This window comes from Streptomyces sp. SAS_281 (assembly GCF_052542855.1).
The window spans coordinates 1-19,327 of the sequence record NZ_JBMNDO010000143.1; the positions used below are offsets into that span (position 1 = coordinate 1).

Consider the following 19,327-nt stretch of genomic DNA (forward strand, 5'->3'; position numbering starts at 1 on the left):
CCCCCCCCACTTTCGGAACACGTCCTAGGCGCGGTCCGACGCCGGCCACACGTACGGCAGGTCGTCCGGCACGCCGGGGAAGCGGCCCCGGTAGTGCTCCGGGTCCTTGCGGAGCAGCGCCGACTGATGGCTCCGGTGGAACTCCGGGTCGCCCAGCCACGGTGGCAGCTCCCCCTCCGCCGCCAGCTCGGACTGTGGGCGGACGGGCGCGTCGCCCGTGTGGGCGCGGAAGTCGTGGACGAGGGTGCCCGCGCAGGTGTCGGCGCGCCCCTCGGCCGTCCAGAGCGCGCAGACGTCGAGACCGTAGCGGACGAGCGCTTCCTCGTACCCCGTCCACATGCGGACCGCCGGATGCCTGCGCCACCCGTAACCCGGCACGGTCAGGCCGCGGAACACCTGGAGAGCCTCCACCCGCTGCTTGCCGAGCCGCCTGGCGTCCAGGACGGCGGCGGACTCCGTGAAGCCGGGGAAGGGGAGAAAGGTCTGCATGCGACCTGTCTACCCGGGCGGCCGCCGTTCCGCGCTCCGCGCACGCGCGCCCCTCTCCCCGGTTGGATATCGAGAAACGATAGATTAGGATCGCGTTTCGATAGGTAGGGAGGAAGGGTCATGGGAAAACTGACCGACATCACGCTTCGTTGCGTGATCGCGGCACTGCTCGCCGGTGCCTTGTTCCTGCAGGTGCTGATGCTGGTCCTGCTCTTCCGCGACTCGGGGAGCACCGGCGACGCCGGGGATCTGCCCCGTGTCCCGGTCGCGCTGATCGTCGTCCTGGGGATCGGCTGCGCCGAGACCGTTCTGGTGTGCGTCTGGCGACTGGCCGCGATGGCCCGCCGGGGAACGGTGTTCTCCGGCTCCGCCTTCCGGTACGTGGACCTGGTGACCGGTTCCTTCGCCGGTGCCGCACTCCTGCTCTGGTCGCTCGGGACCGTTCTGGCGCCGGGCGAGGCCGTCGCGCCGGGTGTCGTCCTCCTGATCGGCGTGGTCGGCCTGGCGGTGTTCGGGGTCGCGCTCGTCGTGCTCGTGCTGCGCACGCTGCTCGCCCAGGCGGTCGCCCGCGACGTTCAGGCGTCGCGGATGCAGGCCGAGCTGGACGAGGTGATCTGATGCCGATCGTCGTCGACATCGACGTGATGCTGGCCCGGCGGAAGATGTCCGTGGGCGAGCTCGCCGAGCGGGTCGGTATCACCCCCGCCAACCTGGCGGTCCTCAAGAACGGCCGGGCCAAGGCCGTCCGCTTCGCGACGCTCGCCGCGCTCTGCGAAGCGCTCGACTGCCAGCCGGGGGACCTGCTGCGCTGGGAAGCGGCGGACGCGCCGGACCGCGTACCCGGCCGGGGCAGCCCTTAGGGCAGGGCCGCCCTCCCCACCACCGGAGAGCCGGCGGCGGGGAGGGCGGACGCCGGGGTCAGGAAGGCAGCTCGGCCAGGACGACCTTGGTCGAGCCGGCGTCCTCCAGGTCCATGGCGTAGAACGCCACCTCGCCCCGGTTGTTGATGCCGATCCCCTCCATGGGAACGAAGCGCGAGGAGCCGATCATCGCCGACAGCTGGTACATGCGGCCCTCGGGGTCCCACACGACCGCGGTCTCCGCGTCCGGCTGGGTCTCCGCGGTGCCGAGCACCCAACCGTCGTCGTTCACCTTCTGCGCCTTGGCGTTGAAACCGAAGTCGGGCAGCCGGGTCATCGCGCCCCCCGGCTTGACGACGAACGCGTCGTCACCGCTGACACCGACGACCTCGCCGGAGGAGTTGACCCCCTCGGCGTAGCTGTCGGCCATGCCCGGGAGCGTGCCCAGGTCGGTGATCTTCCCGTCCGCGTCCCACTTCACGGCGCGGCGCTTGCCGGCCTTGGAGGAGTGGCCGACGACCACACCGGCGTTGTTGATCGCGATCGGCTCGGTGAGGCTGCGGCTCTCCGTGAGGTGCGGCAGCTCGCGGAAGCCGGTGTCCGCGTTCCAGACGAAGCCTTCGTTCACTTCGAGGCTGCGGCCGGTGGCCGGGTCGGTGATGTCGCCCGTGGCGTTGCCGACGACCGTACCGGAGTCGTTCACGGCGAAGCCGCGCGCGAAGCGGTAGGACGCCCAGTCGGGCAGCGGCAGCGTGGTGAGCTTCCCGTCCGCGTCCCAGACGGCCGCCCGGGTGCCCTCGGTGAGCGTCAGCTGCCCGGTGGCGTATCCCTTCGACCGGCTCTGGTCGAGGACGTGGCCGTCCCGGGCGCCGGCGTTGTCGAGCTGCGTGACGCCGTTCTCCGCGTCCCAGCGGATCGGCCGGCTCCGCCCGCTGATCTGCTTCGACCCGGCGACCCGGCCGTTGTCGTCCAGGCTGAGGGCGATGGCCGGGCCGAAGGAGGCGGTGACCTCCGCGTGCGGGGAGGTCACCTTGCCGAGCAGCACGTCGGCGCTGCCCAGCACGGTCCCGGTGTCCGAGGCCAGCGAGAACCGGCCCACCAGGCGGCGGCCCGACGGCGGCAGGGTCTCCGCCACCAGACGCCCGCTGACCTTCGTGGAGCTGCCCGTGGCCAGGCGCACCGGCTCCTCCTGGTCCACGGTCACCGCGCCGAGCGACGAGGAGAACATCGTGTCCTGGATGTCGAACGAGGTGCTGCCCGACGGCACGTCCGTACCCGCGATGAAGAGCAGGTAGTAGCCGGGCTTGGGCTTGTCCACCACGAGCGACTCGCGGGCGCCGCCGTTGGTGGAGGAGGCGACGAGCGCCCCCGACTGCGCCACCAGGTACAGGTCCAGGTCCGCGTCCGGGTCGGAGGCGTTGCCCATCGACACCTCGAGCCGCGTCGCGTCCCTCGGCACCGCGATCTGCTTGCCGGTCATGTCCTGGTCGGCGACGGTCGGGTGCGCTTCGGAGAGCGCGCCCAGGGAGCCGCCCACCGCGTGTGCGGTCACCGGCGCGAACCGGTTGACGGCCGTGAAGCTCCTCTCGGCCGCCCCGTGCAGCGCCGCCTCGTCGATCACCGAGGACGCCGGGTCCAGCGTGGCGCCCTGCACGGTGGCGGTCAGCCGGTACGGGTTGCCGAGCGCGGGCGAGGTGCGGCGCGCCTCCACCTCGAACTCCCAGACGCCGGGCATCGGCTGCTCGTACGTGCGCGAGCCGGAGGCACAGTCCGCCTCGTCCGAGAAGTTGGCGTAGCAGCGGCCCACGGCGGTGTCCTCGACCGGCATGCCCTGCGGGTCGACCGCCAGGAACCGGGTCTGGCTGTCCCGGGCGACACCGGACAGGTCCACCTTGAGCGCCGCCGCGCCCTCGGGCACGGAGACGAAGAACGAGCGGGTGGCGTTGCGGTCGACCGCGCCCGCAGTGGACACCGCGTACGACGGCTTCGCCGGGTCGGCGGCGGCCACGACGGTGACCGGGACCAGCCGGTCGACGCCGGGCGTGGCCGGGTCGTCCACGCGCAGCAGCGCCGAGTGCGCCCCGGCGGACTCGGCCCGGGCGCGGACGGCGATACCGGTGGCCCTGCCCTGATCCAGCTCCACGGTGCGCGGGGCGCTGAACGTGCCGTCGTTGCCGACCCAGGAAAGGCGGGCCTCACGGCTCCCGGAGCCGGTGCGGGTGAGCTTCACCGTGTAGCTCTTCGGGCGGTGGAGCGGCTGTCCGCCGTCGTCGGGGGAGCAGCGGTTGTACACGCCGGTCCCGGACTCGGGGGTGGCCAGCATCCCCGCGAGGACACCGCACACCGGGGCCTCGACGGAGTACGCCGTCGGCTTCGGCTCCTTCGCCAGCAGCTTCCACGCCGCCGGTACGGAGACCAGGCCGGCGCCCTGCGCGTACGCGGGCTGGTCCGGCAGGTACGTCGCCGAGCTGGTCAGCGCGGACCGCATCCCGGCGGGCGACACCTTCACCCGCGAGGCGGACGCGGCGGAGAGCAGGACGGCGACGGCGCCCGCGGCCTGCGGCGAGGCCATCGACGTGCCGTTGAACATGCCGTAGCCCGGCGGAAGTTCGTAGCCGGCCTGGGGCACGCCCTCGCCGGGCAGCCAGGTCGGGATGGAGGAGACCGCGGCGCCGGGGGCGACGATCTCCGGCTTCATCCCGCCGTCCTCACGCGGACCGCGCGCCGAGAACGGGAACAGCGACTGCCGGTCCTTCACCTCGGAGCCGTAATCCGCCCACCAGGTGTCCTTGCTGACCGAGGCGCCGACCGCGATGACCTTGTCCGTCACCGCCGGGTCGGACACCGTGTTCATGCCGGGACCGTCGTTGCCGGCCGAGGAGACGATGTGGACGCCGTACTCGTCGATCAGCCGGTTGTAGAGGACCGAGCGGACGTTGGCGCCGTCGTTGAGCGCGGGCAGCCCGCCGATCGACAGGTTGACGACGTCCACGTGCTTGTTCACGACGACGTCGATCATGCCCTCGGTGAGGGCGTACGAGGTGCAGCCCGAGGCGAAGAGGCAGACGCGCTCGGAGACGATGCGGGCGCCGGGGGCCGCGCCGTCCATCTTCCCGCCGAACAGCCCGTGACCCGCGGTGATGCCGGCGACATGGGTGGCGTGGGCGCCGGACACGATGCCGATGTTCACGAAGTCGGCCTTCTTGCCGGCACTCGCGCCGCCCCGCGCCGACAGGTCCACGTCGTCGCGGTACTCGACGGTGAACGGCATCGACTCGGCGACGGCCGTCTCCGGGTCGTCCTTGCCGAAGGTGCCCCAGGTGCCGGACTCCGCGTACGGCTCGACCACATCGGCGTCGCCGAAGGTCTGGTCGAGATCGGCGTCGACCCACACCCGGTGGTCCGCCTTGCGGTACAGGACGCCGAACACGTCCTTGTAGTCGCCGTCCCGGTTGACGTCCCCTTCCAGCTCACCGCCCCAGGTGTCGCCCTCCTTGAAGAGCTGGAACTCGTAGTCCCCGTCGGGCGCCTTGTAGTCGACCCCGCCGTAGCGGAAGGCGCCGTCCTTCGCGGTGACCTTCAGCCGCATCTCCAGCCACGTCGGGTCGCCGTCGGTCACCGGGTCGGTCGCGGTGACCCAGTCCTCGACCTTCGGCTGCCCGGTCGTGGTGGTGCGCAGCGCCGGGTGGGCGAGGTCGACACCGGTGTCCAGGACGCCGACGGTGACGCCCCGGCCGTCCCAGGAGCGGTGGTCCTCGGTGAAGCCGGTCGCCCCGGTCTCGGCCACGGGCAGGTAGGGGTTGTCGGCCGGGGTGGTGCGGCCGGGGGCCTGCGGGGTGGTGGGACCGTTGCCGCCGTGCTCCTTCTTGTCCTCGCTGGTGACCGGTGACGGGTCGGGGACCCTGTACGTCTCGTCGAGGTCGACGGCCCGGACCGAGGAGAGCGCGGCGAGCGCGGTGACCTTGCCGGTCGGGACGGTGGCACGGACATAGCCCAGCTTGTCGTCGGTCCTGGCGACCCGGCCGCCGAGGTCCGCGATCTTCTCGCGCAGCGCCTCGGTGTCGCCCTCGCCGGTGGCGAGCAGGACGGTGACCGTCCTGGCCTTCTTGCTCTCGGCCTTCTGGAGCAGCGTACGGTCGTGGGCGCCCAGCTTGTCGCGCTGGGCGGTCAGGGCCTTCTTGGGCGCGTCCGGAACGGCCGCGCCCAACGGATGCGGCACGTCGGCGGCTTGCGCGGGCAGGGCCGACAGGCTCATCAGTGAGCCGGTCAGTCCGGCCGCGAGGACGGCGGCGGTGAACCGGCGTCTGCGGCGCGTGGTGGTGGGGCGGGACATGAGTGCCCTTTCGCATGGCGGGGGCCTCGGCAGGACCGGGACCACTGCGGGGATCTCCCGCCCGGGCCCCGGCACCGCCGAGAGGTCGTGGCACGGGTCTACCGAGCCCGGCCGGTGCGCCGCAGCACACGGGGATGGCGGATCCACGACACGACGTGTTGTCGCCAGTTCCCGGACTCACCGCCCCCCGATGGCGACTTGACGACAGGCGGGATCTCGCCACCGGTTTCCCATTCCCCTCGGAGGCCCACGCGCCGACGATCATGCGATGCCCGCCCCCCGCAGCCCATGAGGCGAGGGGGACCCGTCCGTCCCAGCCCAGAGCGGAGCCCACGAATCATGACGCAAGCCCCGGGGCGCAGACACCTGGCCCTGGCCGCGGCGGCAACCGTGCTCGCCACCCTCGCGGCCACCGCCCCCGTCGCCCTCGCCGCACCTTCCACCGCCGGTACGCCGAGTGCGGGCGCGCTGCTCGCCTCCCTGGACGACCAGGAGCTGGGAGCCCTGCACCGCATGGCCGCCCTGGACATGGGCGGCCTGCATGTCACCGACGAGGCCGCGCTGCGCAGCGGCAAGCCCGTCGACGTGATCGTCCAGCTGAAGACCCCGCCCGCCCGGACCGCCCGACTGCTCGCCGCGGCCGAGGGCCGCACGGTCACCGAGGCCGCTGCCCAGGACGCCGTCACCAAGGCACACCAGCGGTTCCGCAGCGCGCTGGACGACATGTTCGAAGACCGCGCCAAGACGGCGGAGGCCCCGAAGCCCGGGCGCACCTACACCCACAGCTTCGACGGGGTCAGCCTCCGGCTCCCCGGCGACCGCATCGCCGAACTCCTCGACAACGACGAGGTCACCGCCGTCTGGTCGGACACCACGGTCAAGGCGCTCGACCGCCCCGCCCCTGCCGACGGCGGCGGGACCACCGGCGCCACCGGGGACGGCGACGACGGGGTGGCCCGGCTGCACGCCGAGGGCATCACCGGCCAGGGCGTCAAGGTCGGCATCATCGACACCGGCATCGACTACCACCACCCCGACCTCAAGGCCGCCTACAAGGGCGGCTACGACTTCATCGACGACGACGCCGACCCGATGGAGACCACGTACGCCGACTGGAAGGCGTCCGGGCAGGCCGAGACCAACCAGGGCTCGACGTACTACACCGAGCACGGCACCCACGTCGCCGGGATCGTCGCCGGCCGCGGCGACACCTCGCAGGAGCGCGCCGCGCACGGCGTGGCGCCCGGGGCGTCCGTGTACGCGTACCGGGTGCTCGGCCCCTATGGGACCGGCCGTACGAGCGACATCATGGCCGCCATGGACCGGGCGGCCGACGATGGCATGGACGTCGTCAACATGTCGCTCGGCGCGGCCGTCAACGATCCGATGAGCCCGCAGGCGATAGCCGCCGACAACCTCGTGCTCGCCGGAATCACCACCGTCATCGCCGCCGGCAACAGCGGCCCGGGCGCCAACACCCTCGGCACCCCGGGCGCCGCCGCGCTGCCGCTCACCGTGGGCGCGCACGACGAACCGATGACCCTGCCCGAGTACCGCATCGGCGCCGGCGCCACCACGGCCACCGGGCGGCTGCTGGCCCGGCCGTTCGGCGACGCGCTCGACGACCTGACCTCGGGGAGCTACCCGGTCGCGGACGTCGCCACCGGCACGGCCGCCGGCTACACGGGCAAGGACGTCAAGGGCAAGGCCGTCCTCGTGAAGCGGGGCGGGATCAGCCTGGACGAGAAGGTGCGCCGCGCCGCCACCAAGGGCGCCGTCGCCGTCCTCCTCGTCAACGACAACGCCGCCGAGGGGCACATCCCGAACTACATCGGCGAGAGCCCCGCCTACGTCCCGGCCTTCTCTCTCACCGCCGCCGAGGGCGCCGCGCTGGCCGCCGGGACCGCCGACGCCACCGCCCGCCTCACGTTCACCGGAGCCGGGACCTTCGTGCTCGGCGGCGGCGGGCTCGCGGACTTCAGCTCGCGCGGCCCGGCGTACGGCACCGGCGCCATCAAGCCCGAGGTCACCGCGCCCGGCGTCAGCGTGCTCTCGTCCGTCCCGGCGGACACCGTCGCCCCGGAGACCGGCGACTACTCCGCCGCGTACGCCCGCCTGAGCGGCACCTCCATGGCCTCGCCGTACGTAGCCGGCGCCGCCGCGCTGCTGCTCCAGCACGACCCCCGGCTCACGCCGGACGGGGTCAAGGCGGCGCTCATGAACACCGCCCGCCCGATGCCGGACAAGGTGAGCGTCTTCGACGCGGGCGCCGGCGCGGTCGACCCGTACGCCGCCGTGCACACCGAGACCTCCCTCCAGGTGTCCGCGAAGACCCCGTACATCACCCTGGACGGCACCCGCACCGAGCTGGACCGCCGCACCGGCGCGCTCGACCTCGGGGTGCTTCCGGTCGGCCGCGCCGCCAGTGTCGGGAAGCGGCTGGACCTGGTCAACGACAGCGGCACCAAGGCCCGTTACGAGGTGGCTGCCGAGTTCACCCGGGGCAACGGGGCCTCCGGCGACGCTCACGCAGCCGGCATCACCCTGGCCACCGACGGCCACGTGACCAGCAAGCCGCACGGCAGCACGCCCGTACGCACCACCCTGCGGGTCCCCGCCGGCGCGCCGGCCGGCTACTACGAGGGCTTCGTCACCCTGACTCCCGTACAGGGCGAGGGCCTTCACACGCTGCGTATGCCGTTCGGACTGCGCGTGGCCGAGTCGGGCTTCGCGGAGGTCGACATGACCAAGCCGGTCGTCTCGACCAACCAGTTCTCCGACGCCGGATCCGTCGGCGGCGGCGCCGCCACGTTCAACCTGCGCATGGCCGGGCAGCTGACCAGCGTCGACATCCTCCTCGCCGACACCCAGGGGAAGGACCTCGGCTACATCGGCGGGATCAACACGACCGGCCTCGCCGAGGGCGTCCTGTACGGCCCGGCGACGGTCGGCGGCTGGTACCACCCGGTGACCGGACGCGAGGCCACCCCCTTCGACCCCCGGGGCCGCTGGATCGGCGACGGCCACTACAAGCTGCGCATCGTGGGCACCGACGGCTTCGGCGGCACGGACTCGGTGCTGCGCGACATCTACGTCGACTCGCACGCCCCGAAGTACGCCGACGCGTACGGCGCCTGGGACCCGTCGCGGCCCGTGGTCGTCGAACGCCCCGCGGACGCCAAGTCGTTCACCTTCACGGGCTCCCTGCGCGACGGCGAGACGGACGCGATCCGCAAGGCCGGTCTCGACATCGGCCAGGACGACAACGCCCTGTACTACTCCACGTACAGCCCCAATTCGCCGACCGGCCACGTCAACGCGGACGCCGAAGGAAACGTCGAATTCCAGGTCCCGCTCCCCGTCGGTCCGCCGACCACGTACGTCAAGATGTGGCCCACGGACGCCGCCGGAAACATCGGTGACGTACGCGTCCTGAACCTGATGAAGGAGGGCATGCCGTACGTCGTCGCCGACGCCGGCCGGCCGGCCGCGCGCGCCGGTGACCGGGTCACGTACACCCTCACCGGCCACAACCTGAAGAACTGGAAGCACTACAACTCCCAGATCCGCTACGACGACCGGAACATCCGGATCACCGGAATCGAGCCGACCGCCGAGCTGGCCGCACACGGGCCGTCGAAGATCACCACGACCGACGTGTCGGCCGGGGCGTCCTCGTACACCACGCTCGACTTCGACGTCTCCGACCCCGAGGGGCTGAGCGGCGACTCGATGCCGCTGCTCAAGGTGACGTACGAGGTGACGGGCGAGCACTGGACCACAGCGGCCGGGCTCACCACGGGCACCACCAGTGCCACGGACACCGCGGGCACCAAGGTGCCGCTGAACATCCAGTTCTACGGCTCCGTGCGCATGCTGAACCCGGAGTCCACCTTCGGCGCCCGTCCGGCCGCCGAGGCACTGCTGACCAAGGACTACGGCTACGACGCCGAGCGCGACTACAGCCTCGACGGTTTCCGGGCCGAGCTGACCGCCCCTGACGGCACCCGGCGCCCGATGACCGCCGACCCGACCGCCCGCGTGTCCGCCGCCGGGCTGGCGCCCGCCGAGAAGCCGTACCGCCTGGAGATACGGGTGCCCGGACACTTCACCTGGACCGAGGACATCGACCTCGGCCTGGACGGGTACGGGGCCGTGGCCGGGACCAGCGGCACCTCGGTGGCCTCCCTGGTCGCGGGTGACGTCAACGGGGACGACGTCATCGACGTCCGCGACGCCGCCGCCGTGTACGACGCCCGGGGCACCGCGAAGCGTGCCGCGGACATCAACCACGACGGGACCGTGGACGGGAAGGACCTGACCTGGGTGGTGACCAACTACCTGCGCCAGAACACCATGTCGGACCGTGTCACCGACCCGGCGAAGCGGCTGCACGGCAGGACGCTGGAGTACTACACCGCCCGGATGTGACGACCCGCCACCCAGGGTCCCGCGTGTGCCCCGGGCGGCGGCTCACTCAGGCCGAAGCGGACGCACGCATGATCGGGGCGGGCCCGTCGTCGTGCGGTGCGGGAACCGGGCCCCGTACACGTGCCGATCGAGAACCAGGACGGCACCCGCACCGCCGGGCTTCGCCCGGAGGACTCAGACCCAGTTGTTGCGCATCGCGTACCAGCCGAGCTGGACCCGCGAGGAGACCGAGGCCGCGTCCATCAGGGCGCGCAGCCTCCGCTGGACCGTACGGGGCGACGTGCCGAGCTGGTGGGCCGTCGCCGCGTCCGTGAGGCCGGAGAGCATCAGCTGGAGCAGCCTGCGGTCGGCGGGATCCAGGTCGCCGTCCTCCCGCAGATAGGGCCGCGAGCGCTGCCACACCGACTCGAACAGCTCGACCGCCAGCCGCACGAGGGGCGGTCCGAGGATCATCGACCTGCCCGCCTCCAGCTGCACCATGGCGGTCTCGTTGTCCGCTATGAGGAGCTTGATCAGGGGCTGGTCCACGACCCGCACCTGATGACCGGCCGCCAGCCGCTCGTCCAGCGCGCGCAGCGCCGCCGGCTCGGTGAGGAAGGCCCGGTCCACGACGACGCGGTACGCGGCGTGGGGATTGCCGTCCTTGCGCAGCGCGGGCTCCGCGGCATCCTCCCGCGTCCCCTCCGCCTCTTCCGCCTCTTCCGCCTCTTCCGCCTCCGGGGGTACGTCCTCCGGGGCCGCCAGCGTGGACGGGACGGGGGCGACCGTGTTGGCCCCCGACTGGAACCCGAGCAGCGACTCCCGGGCCCCGTACTCCAGCTCGTACAGCCGCCGGGCCTGGGCCTCGCGGCCTTCCCAGAACTCCACGAACTGCCCTGGATCCCCATGCCCGTCGGGCCGCCACGCCCCGAGCAGCCGCATCAGTGAGTCATCGGCCCGGCGCAGGTCCTCCTGCAACCGGATCAGGGAGGAGCGCACGGGGGCGGGCGGCCCGGGGGAGGGCTCTGCCCGCGGGGACGGTGGCACTTCTGGACGGGACGACATGGCTCAAGTGTCGCCACCTGCGCACCGGCCTGGCAACGGACCCCCCGCGCGATCCCGGCGACCGGCTCGGCGCGCGTGTCGGGATTACGCCATGGCAGCCACTCGCCAGCCCCAACACCCCCACGCGGTAGCGGAATTGGCCAATCTGCTGGTCACCGGGCTCCTCCCTCCGAGGTCACCGGACACCTTCCCTCCTGGAGACCCACGATGAGACGTACGAGGCCATGGCGCCGGACAGCCGCCGGGCTCGCCACCGCCGCCCTGCTCGCGGCGGCCACCCCCGCGGGGTCCGCCGGCACCCCGGCGGCCCCCCCGCACCCGCTCACCGCCGAACCCGGCCGCGCGGTCACCGTCACCCTGATCACGGGCGACGTGGTCGAGGCCCGCGTGGACGGCGCCGGCCGGGTTCTGTCGGCGGCCCTGCGCGGCGCCGACGGCACCGATCACGCCGCCGCGACCTGGCAGGACGGCAAGCGGACCTACGTGTTCCCGCAGGGCGTCGAGCGCCTGGTGGACGCCGGTCTCGTGGACGCCGCCCTCTTCGACATCGGGCGGCTCGTCGCCGACGGTTACGACGACGCGCACACGGACAGCCTGCCCGTCGTCGTGGAGTACGCGGGCGGCGCCCGGGGCTTGCGCGCCGCCGCCGTCCCGGGCACCCGGACCACCGCGACCCTGGAGTCCATCGGCGGCGCCGGACTGGCCGTCAGCAAGGAGACCGCCGCCGACGCCTGGGAGAAACTCGCGCCGGGCACCGCACGCGCCGCCGCCCGCGCCGCCACGGCCGGCACCGTCAGCAGGATCTGGCTCGACGCCAAGGTCAGGGGCACCGCCGTCAGCGGCCTCGGTACCCCGACCGTGCCCCTCACCGGCGCGACCACCGCGCACCGGGCCGGCCTCGACGGCTCGGGCGTCAAGGTCGCCGTCCTGGACACCGGGGTCGACGCCGGCCACCCCGACCTCGCCGGACGCGTCGCCGCGAGCAAGACCTTCGTCTCCACCCCGGCGACCGACGACCGCACCGGCCACGGCACCCACACCGCGTCCACCGTGGCCGGCACCGGAGCCGCGTCGCACGGCACCTATGCGGGCATGGCGCCCGAGGCGGACCTGCTCATCGGCAAGGTGCTCGACGACGACGGCTCCGGCTCCCTCAGCGGCATCGTCAACGGCATGGAATGGGCGGTCGACCAGGGCGCCCGGATCGTCTCCATGTCGCTCGGCTCCGACGGCGACACCGCCTGCGCCGGACCCGGCGTCGACGCGGTGGAACGCCTCAGCGACAGGGCCCTGTTCGTCATAGCCGCCGGCAACGCCTCGCTGCACGGCACCGTCTCCACACCCGGCTGCGCGCCCAGCGCCCTCACCGTCGGCGCGGTGGACCGGAAGAACGCCACCGCCTCCTTCTCCAGCCGGGGCCCCTCCGTGGACGGCGTGAGCGCCAAGCCGGACATCGCGTCCCAGGGCGTCGGCGTCGTCGCCGCCAACTCCGGCGGCCGGGCCGGGCAGGCGTACCAGGAGATGTCCGGCACCTCGATGGCCACCCCGCACGTCGCGGGCGGTGCCGCCCTCCTCCTCCAGCAGCACCCCGAGCTGACCCCGGCCGGGCTCAAGGCGCTGCTCACCTCGTCGGCCCGCTCCACCGACGCGCCGGTCCTGGAGCAGGGCGCGGGCCCGATGGACGTGGCCCGCGCGGTGTCCCAGCCGGTCACCGCCCCGCCCGTGCCGCTGCTGGGCGACTTCGCGTACCCGCAGCGGCACCTCGACCCGGTGGACCGGACGGTCACCCTCACCAACCTCACCGGCGAGGACGTGCGCCTGAGCCTGCGCGTCGAGGACGTCCGGGGTGACGACGGCAGCCGCGTCTCCGGCTTCGCGCGTCCCGCCCGCACCACGGTCACCGTCCCGGCGCGGGGGACCGCCGGCGTACCGGTCCGCATCGATCCGGGCACCCGGCTCTCCGCCGGGGCGTACGGCACGGTCACCGGCCGCCTCGTCGCTACCGGGTCGCACGGGGTCCGTGTCACCGTTCCGTTCGGCGTGCACATGGAGGTCCCGTCGGCCGACCTGACCGTCAAGGGCCTCGACCGCCACGGCGACCCCGCGTCCTCCCCGTCCGCCTTCCAGCTCTTCGACGACCACCGCGACACGGCGAAGCGCTACACCCTCGGGTACACGGCGGCGGGCAGCACCACGATCCGGGTGCCCTTCGGCACGTACGCGCTGAGCGGCATGATCATGACGCGCGACGAGCCCGGCGACATCGGCAGTGTGGACTCCGTCAGCCAGCTGTACCGCGAGAAGCTGACGGTCTCCGGAGACACCGAGGCCACGCTCGACGCCCGCGACGCGCGGCGCATCGCCTGGGACACCGAACGCCCCAGCCAGAGCGCCGGTTTCGCGATCGGCCTCGCGTTCGGCATCGATGACACACGCCGCCTCCGGACCGGTTACTTCACCTCCGTACCGTCCTACGTGAAGGCGGTCTACGCCCAGCCGGTGCACGGTGACGACCGGCTGACCTTCCTTGCCTCCGCCCGGCAGACCGCGCCGCGTGCCGCGCTCACGATCACCGGCGGCCGGGTCCTGGACTCGCTCCCGGTGCAGAGGGGGACCGAGTTCGACGGCACGGGCTCCGCTCCGGTGACCTACCTCGGCAAGGGCACCGACGCGAACTTCGCCGCCCACGACCTCAAGGGCCGCATCGCGCTCGTGGACGCGGGAACCGGCGGCGGCAACGCCTTCACCTGGGACCAGGCCGCCAGGCGGGCCGGTGCGGCCGGCGTGCTGGCGGCGGTCCCGGAGAGCGAGGGCCGGTTCCAGATCACCGGACCCGAGGGCCTCCCGCAGGCGACGATCACGGCGGCGGACTCGCGTGCGATCCGGGCCGCGCTGGAGGGGGGCGACGTCCGCCTCTCCTGGTCCGGCACCGCGACCGACCGCAGCCCGTACGTGTACAACCTGGCCTACGCCTCGCACGGTTCGATCGACACCGGTACCCGGCGCGTCCGCGACCGCGACCTCGCGGCCGACGGCGCCCGCTACCACGTGCAGGGCGCCGGTGACGCCACGTACTGGTCGGACGTCAAGATCGGCGCGCCCGGCATCCCCGCCGTCTGGGCCGGCGGCACCGCCCTGCCGCTGCACGCCCCCCAGCAGCGCACGGAGTACTTCACCCCGGCCGGCCGCGACGGTCTGACCTGGACCACTTTGATGCGCCGGGACCTCGGCCCGTACGGCGGCACCGCCTACGACGGGCCGCGTGAGAGGGACGAGGGCCGCACGACCTCCCAGTGGTACAAGTCGCCCTACGGGCCGGTCCGCAACACCTACGCCCAGCCGCTGATGAACCGCGAGAGCAACCGCCTCGGCTACACGATCGCCCCGTTCGGCGACGCCGGCGGGCACGACTCCACCCTCGCGACGACCGACTCCGGCACGCGCAGGCTGCTGATCGACGGCGAGCCGCGGGCCACGGTCTCGGGCACCTTCGACCTGCCCCGCGAGAGGACGGAGGTGACCGTCCAGCAGCAGTGGCAGCGCCGCGCCGGCACGCTCGACCGTACGGGCCTCGCCTACGCCACCGAGTGGGTGTTCACCACCGACGCCTCGGACCAGGGCGCGCAGCACCTGCTGGTCCCGGTCCTCGACGTACCGTCCGACCTGCGCAACTCCCGCCCGGCGGGGGAGCCGGCCACGATCGGCCTGAGCGCCGTCACCGACGACTCGGCACGGCCGGCCACGCTGCGGAAGGTGAGCCTGGAGTACGCCTACGGCACCGAGTCCACCGTCGACGCGGTCACCACCTGGCACCAGGCCCGCGCCACGTCCACCCGTGACGGATGGCAGGCCGGCATCCCGGGCGACGCACCCGCCGGAACCTTCGTCCATCTGAAGGTCACGCTCACGGACAAGGAGGGCGCCCGGGTGAGCCAGACCATGATCAGGGCGTACGAGGTGCGCTGACCGCGTTGTGGTCTGCGGCACACGCACCACCGCCCCCTGACGCGGTTTCCGCACGTCGCGGGGGAGGTGGCCGGGCCGGGCGCCCGGCGTAGTGACGGACATCTCTACCCCCGGCCCCGCCGGGGTGGCACTGTGGTCGGGTCCCGGCCGGGTGCTGGGCGCATCCCCTGCCGGCCGACCGAACGAGATGCCATGACCGCGACTGCCGCCTCCTTCACCGCCGCCCGCCGCCGCGCCCGCACCGGCGGCCCCGACGACGGCCCCAAGCTGCTGGAGCACGTTCTGGGCTGGACCCTCGTGGTCGTGGTCGCCATGCTCGTCACACAGCTCGGCCTGCTCTAGTACGTACCCGGACGGGGCGGGGAGTCCTCAAGGCTCCCCGCCCCTGACGTGCCCCGTACTACCCGGTCAGTCGATCCGGCCGCTGTGGGGGCGGCAGGGGCTGCTGCCGGTGCGGCGGTGCACGCGGCGGCGGCGAGGGCCCGGATACGGGCCCCCGGGCGATGCGGTCCGGTCATGGCTGCTCCTCGTGGGGGAGGGGACGTGCCGATGGACCACCGGCTCCCTGCGTCACGGTTGGCATGAACGCGCAAAGTCGGTCGGTTCGCCGGGAGCGGTGGACGGACTTGACCAGTCGTCGATGGTTCGGATCGATCCCGGTGATCTCCGGGGCGGGTGAAGCCGGGTGCCCGAAGCCCGTTCATGCGTATGTTCGGTCAACCGGTGACGGATGCCATCCGATCGGGCATACTCGTCCCGCCACAGCCTCCTGCCTGCGCCTCTCGTAATCCGGGAGGGCAACATCGGCTGGGCAGCAGTGATTTCGGGCATCGCCCGGAGATCCCCCCGGCGGCGCCGCTCACACCCCGCGCGCGCGACCGCCGCAACGCCCGACAGGGAGGAGAGCGCCGTCATGTCCGACCGTGCCCCGCAGTGGGTCGAACGCCGTCTGCCCACCGAGGAAGCCGGCCAGCTGATCGACCTCGTACGGGACATCGCCCAGCGGGAGATCGCGCCGAAGGCGGCCGAGGAGGAGGAAGCGGGCCGCTTCCCCCGCGAGGTCTTCACCCTGCTCTCCGAGTCCGGCCTGCTCGGCCTGCCCTACGACTCCGAACACGGCGGTGGCGACCAGCCGTACGAGGTCTACCTCCAGGTCCTCGAAGAGCTCGGCGCCGCCCGGCTCACCGTCGGCCTCGGCGTCAGCGTCCACTCCCTCGCCTGCCACGGCCTCGCGGGCTACGGCTCCAAGGAGCAGCGCGCCGAACACCTCCCGTCGATGCTCTCCGGCGGCCTGCTCGGCGCCTACTGCCTCTCCGAACCCGCCTCCGGCTCCGACGCCGCCTCGCTGCGCACCAAGGCCGTACGGGACGGCGACGACTGGGTGATCACCGGCACCAAGGCATGGATCACGCACGGCGGCATCGCCGACTTCTACACCGTGCTGGCCCGCACCGGGGCCGAGGGCGCCCGGGGCATCACCGCCTTCCTCGTCCCCGGCGACGCCGCCGGGCTGAGCGCGGCCGTCCCCGAGAAGAAGATGGGCATGAAGGGCTCGCCCACCGCCCAGCTCCACTTCGACGGCGTCCGCATCCCCGACGCCCGCCGGATCGGCGAGGAGGGCCAGGGCTTCGCGATCGCCCTCTCCGCCCTCGACTCCGGCCGTCTCGGCATCGCCGCCTGCGCCATCGGCGTCGCCCAGGCCGCACTGGACGGGGCCCTCGGATACGCCACCGGCCGCCGCCAGTTCGGCCGCCCCATCGCGGACTTCCAGGGCCTGCGGTTCATGCTCGCCGACATGGCGACCCGTATCGAGGCCGGCCGCGCGCTCTATCTGGAGGCCGCCCGGCTGAGGGACGCCGGACGCCCCTTCTCGCGCCAGGCCGCCATGGCCAAGCTCTTCTGCACGGACGCCGCGATGCAGGTGACCATCGACGCCGTCCAGGTGCTCGGCGGCTACGGCTACACGCAGGACTTCCCCGTCGAACGCCTCATGCGCGAGGCCAAGGTGCTCCAGATCGTGGAGGGCACCAACCAGATTCAGCGGATGGTCATCGCGCGCCACCTCGCGGGCCCTGAGTCCCGCTGACCCGCAACGGCCGTTCGGACCACACGGGCGTCGTCATGATCCGGTTCCAGTCCTGGTCATGACGGCCCGGCAGGGTGCGGCCCGTGCTCTCCCAGTGCCGCAGCAGCGCCCGGTAGATCGGCGGATCGCTCGGCCGGGGCGCGGCGCGCGGCACCGACCGGGGTGGTTCGGACTGGGACGCCGGTACGGCACCGGAATGCGGAACCGATTCTTCGGAGGGCGGAGCGGCGAGCCTGCGGCGCCCGGGGCCGGCTGTGGAATGCAGCGGGGTCATACCGGGCCAACGCCGTGGGGCGTGGCCGGGTCACTGGCTGTTCGATTCGGGCGAATGTTCACCCGGTTCTCCCCGGCTGCCGGGTTGCTCGCGCACCCCGGCCGCGCGTTCGGGAGGCAGGGGGCTCAGGCGGCCTGGCGCCGGAGCGGGTGGGCCACCCGGATCGGACGGGAACCGTCACCTCCGGCGTGCGAGAAGGGCTGCGTCCGCCAGTCGAGCCCCTGCGGGAGCGTCAGCAGCAGCGCCGTCTCCTGCTCCTGCACGCCGTCCGCCTCGGCGGGCCGGGCTCCGGCGGCACGCCCCGTACCGGGGCACACGGTGAGCACGAACGGGTTCCACGGGGACGGGCACAGCGCGTGCTCCGGGAGCACGTCCTCGTCCGCCAGGAGCGCGATGGGCTGCGCGCAGTCCGGACAGACGACCCGGTACATCTCGAAGGTGTCGTACGAATCGGGAGCGCCGCCCTCGAACGGATCAAAGGGCTCCGGTTCGGTACGTCCGGTGAGCTTCAGGTGTGACATGGGAAATCCCCCCTCGGATGGGCCGGCATGACGCTGTGGCCTCGGCCACAGCAAGCACTTCCCGCCACCGATCGGCCGTAACCGTTCCGTGTCCCCCTACTGCCGCGTAAACCTGTGGCGTTGGTCACATGCCCGGCGCAGGTGCCGTCCCAAGGGCTGGGCAGCTGTGCCGGGAACGACTCATGGCCATAGATTGATCCATATGGAGGAGCTGGACCGTCACATCGTGGAGTTGCTCGTCAAGGACGGGCGGATGAGCTACACCGACCTGGGCAAGGCCACCGGCCTGTCCACCTCGGCGGTTCATCAGCGCGTCCGCAGGCTGGAGCAGCGCGGGGTGATCCGCGGTTACGCCGCGGTCGTGGACCCGGAGGCGGTGGGCCTGCCGCTGACCGCGTTCATCTCGGTCAAGCCGTTCGACCCCAGCGCTCCGGACGACATCGCCGAACGGCTCGCCGGGGTCCCCGAACTGGAGGCGTGCCACAGCGTCGCCGGCGACGAGAACTACATCCTCAAGGTCCGTGTGGCGACCCCCCTGGAGCTGGAGAACCTGCTCACCCGCATCCGCTCGCTCGCCGGAGTCTCCACCCGCACCACGGTCGTCCTGTCGACCCCGTACGAGGCACGCCCGCCGCAGATCTGAGGGGGTCGCGCACGGAGTACGTGCGCACAGGCGGGAGACTGGTGCTCATGACCGAGAGCACCGCCCCCCAGAGCGAACACCGCACCGTGCTGCTGCGCGGTGGAGACGTCCACAGCCCCGCCGACCCCTTCGCCACCGCCATGGTGGTCGAACGGGGCCATGTCGCCTGGGTGGGCTCCGAAGGCGCCGCCGACGCCTTCGCGAGCGGCGTCGACGAGGTGATCGATCTCGACGGGGCGCTGGTCACCCCCGCGTTCACCGACGCCCACGTCCACACCACCTCGACCGGCCTGGCCCTCACCGGGCTCGACCTGTCCGGCGCCCGCACCCTCGGCGACGCCCTCGCCCGCGTCCGCGCCCACGTCGCCGCCCACCCCGCCGACCGGGTGGTCCTCGGGCACGGCTGGGACGCCACCCGCTGGCCCGAGCAGCGCCCGCCCTTCCGCGCCGAGCTGGACGAGGCGGCGGCCGGCCGCCCCGTCTACCTGCCCCGGGTCGACGTGCACTCGGCGGCCGTCAGCACCGCCCTGCTCGACCTCGTCCCCGGCGTCACCACGATGCCCGGATACGACCCCGAGGGCCCGCTGACCGCCGCCGCCCACCACGCCGTGCGCGCGGCCGCCCACGACGCCGTCACGCCCGCCCAGCGCGCCGAGGCGCAGCGCGCCGCGCTGCGCCAC

Annotated in this window: 12 protein-coding genes; 8 read left to right on the forward strand and 4 right to left on the reverse strand. The window is 73.0% G+C overall.

What is annotated here, in order from left to right; all coding sequences use genetic code 11:
• Positions 1–24: 24 nt before the first annotated feature.
• Positions 25–489 carry an MSMEG_6728 family protein gene (locus ACN6LM_RS33685; protein WP_445069187.1) on the reverse strand — a complete coding sequence of 155 codons (465 nt, stop codon included), beginning with the start codon at positions 487–489 and terminating at the stop codon, positions 25–27.
• A gap of 120 nt (positions 490–609) precedes the next feature.
• Between ACN6LM_RS33685 and ACN6LM_RS33690 the strand changes: the two genes are divergently transcribed.
• Both ACN6LM_RS33690 and ACN6LM_RS33695 read left to right on the forward strand, forming a co-directional pair.
• On the forward strand, positions 610–1,107 hold the full coding sequence (locus ACN6LM_RS33690) for a DUF2975 domain-containing protein (protein ID WP_445069188.1): 498 nt from the start codon (positions 610–612) through the stop codon (positions 1,105–1,107).
• Positions 1,107–1,349, forward strand: a complete 243-nt coding sequence (locus ACN6LM_RS33695; RefSeq protein WP_445069189.1) for a helix-turn-helix domain-containing protein — start codon at positions 1,107–1,109, stop codon at positions 1,347–1,349. Before ACN6LM_RS33690 ends, ACN6LM_RS33695 begins: the two co-directional genes overlap by 1 nt.
• Before the next feature lie 58 nt (positions 1,350–1,407).
• On the opposite strand, the gene ACN6LM_RS33700 is transcribed toward ACN6LM_RS33695, so the two are convergent.
• A complete protein-coding gene (locus ACN6LM_RS33700; RefSeq protein WP_445069190.1) occupies positions 1,408–5,682 on the reverse strand; it encodes a S8 family serine peptidase in 4,275 nt (1,424 codons plus the stop codon).
• A 339-nt stretch (positions 5,683–6,021) separates the two neighbouring features.
• Between ACN6LM_RS33700 and ACN6LM_RS33705 the strand changes: the two genes are divergently transcribed.
• Positions 6,022–10,113: a S8 family serine peptidase gene (locus ACN6LM_RS33705; RefSeq protein WP_445069191.1), complete on the forward strand. Its 4,092-nt coding sequence runs from the start codon at positions 6,022–6,024 to the stop codon at positions 10,111–10,113.
• A 174-nt stretch (positions 10,114–10,287) separates the two neighbouring features.
• On the opposite strand, the gene ACN6LM_RS33710 is transcribed toward ACN6LM_RS33705, so the two are convergent.
• Complete coding sequence (locus ACN6LM_RS33710) at positions 10,288–11,157, reverse strand: helix-turn-helix transcriptional regulator (RefSeq protein ID WP_445069192.1); 870 nt, start codon at positions 11,155–11,157, stop codon at positions 10,288–10,290.
• A 207-nt stretch (positions 11,158–11,364) separates the two neighbouring features.
• On the opposite strand from ACN6LM_RS33710, the gene ACN6LM_RS33715 reads away from it, so the two are divergent.
• The 3 genes from ACN6LM_RS33715 to ACN6LM_RS33725 all read left to right on the forward strand — a co-directional run bounded on the left by ACN6LM_RS33715 (position 11,365) and on the right by ACN6LM_RS33725 (position 17,209).
• A complete protein-coding gene (locus ACN6LM_RS33715) occupies positions 11,365–15,123 on the forward strand; it encodes a S8 family peptidase (RefSeq protein ID WP_445069193.1) in 3,759 nt (1,252 codons plus the stop codon).
• 192 nt (positions 15,124–15,315) lie between these two features.
• Positions 15,316–15,465, forward strand: a complete 150-nt coding sequence (locus tag ACN6LM_RS33720) for an SCO1431 family membrane protein (protein ID WP_361025406.1) — start codon at positions 15,316–15,318, stop codon at positions 15,463–15,465.
• A gap of 571 nt (positions 15,466–16,036) precedes the next feature.
• On the forward strand, positions 16,037–17,209 hold the full coding sequence (locus ACN6LM_RS33725) for an acyl-CoA dehydrogenase family protein (RefSeq protein ID WP_445069194.1): 1,173 nt from the start codon (positions 16,037–16,039) through the stop codon (positions 17,207–17,209).
• A gap of 399 nt (positions 17,210–17,608) precedes the next feature.
• Here the strand turns inward: ACN6LM_RS33725 and ACN6LM_RS33730 are convergent, their stop codons facing one another.
• Positions 17,609–18,004 carry a hypothetical protein gene (locus ACN6LM_RS33730; protein WP_445069195.1) on the reverse strand — a complete coding sequence of 132 codons (396 nt, stop codon included), beginning with the start codon at positions 18,002–18,004 and terminating at the stop codon, positions 17,609–17,611.
• A 202-nt stretch (positions 18,005–18,206) separates the two neighbouring features.
• On the opposite strand from ACN6LM_RS33730, the gene ACN6LM_RS33735 reads away from it, so the two are divergent.
• Positions 18,207–18,647 carry an Lrp/AsnC family transcriptional regulator gene (locus ACN6LM_RS33735; RefSeq protein WP_018103953.1) on the forward strand — a complete coding sequence of 147 codons (441 nt, stop codon included), beginning with the start codon at positions 18,207–18,209 and terminating at the stop codon, positions 18,645–18,647.
• A 47-nt stretch (positions 18,648–18,694) separates the two neighbouring features.
• On the forward strand, positions 18,695–19,327 hold a 633-nt coding region (locus ACN6LM_RS33740; RefSeq protein ID WP_445069196.1), incomplete at its 3' end, for an amidohydrolase family protein.

Excerpts from the sequence above, each read along its gene's own strand:
- ACN6LM_RS33685 (WP_445069187.1), bottom strand. The coding sequence starts at position 489 with ATGCAGACCTTTCTCCCCTTCCCCGGCTTCACGGAGTCCGCCGCCGTC.
- ACN6LM_RS33690 (WP_445069188.1), top strand. The coding sequence starts at position 610 with ATGGGAAAACTGACCGACATCACGCTTCGTTGCGTGATCGCGGCACTG.
- ACN6LM_RS33695 (WP_445069189.1), top strand. The coding sequence starts at position 1,107 with ATGCCGATCGTCGTCGACATCGACGTGATGCTGGCCCGGCGGAAGATG.
- ACN6LM_RS33700 (WP_445069190.1), bottom strand. The coding sequence starts at position 5,682 with ATGTCCCGCCCCACCACCACGCGCCGCAGACGCCGGTTCACCGCCGCC.
- ACN6LM_RS33705 (WP_445069191.1), top strand. The coding sequence starts at position 6,022 with ATGACGCAAGCCCCGGGGCGCAGACACCTGGCCCTGGCCGCGGCGGCA.
- ACN6LM_RS33710 (WP_445069192.1), bottom strand. The coding sequence starts at position 11,157 with ATGTCGTCCCGTCCAGAAGTGCCACCGTCCCCGCGGGCAGAGCCCTCC.
- ACN6LM_RS33715 (WP_445069193.1), top strand. The coding sequence starts at position 11,365 with ATGAGACGTACGAGGCCATGGCGCCGGACAGCCGCCGGGCTCGCCACC.
- ACN6LM_RS33720 (WP_361025406.1), top strand. The coding sequence starts at position 15,316 with ATGACCGCGACTGCCGCCTCCTTCACCGCCGCCCGCCGCCGCGCCCGC.
- ACN6LM_RS33725 (WP_445069194.1), top strand. The coding sequence starts at position 16,037 with ATGTCCGACCGTGCCCCGCAGTGGGTCGAACGCCGTCTGCCCACCGAG.
- ACN6LM_RS33730 (WP_445069195.1), bottom strand. The coding sequence starts at position 18,004 with ATGTCACACCTGAAGCTCACCGGACGTACCGAACCGGAGCCCTTTGAT.
- ACN6LM_RS33735 (WP_018103953.1), top strand. The coding sequence starts at position 18,207 with ATGGAGGAGCTGGACCGTCACATCGTGGAGTTGCTCGTCAAGGACGGG.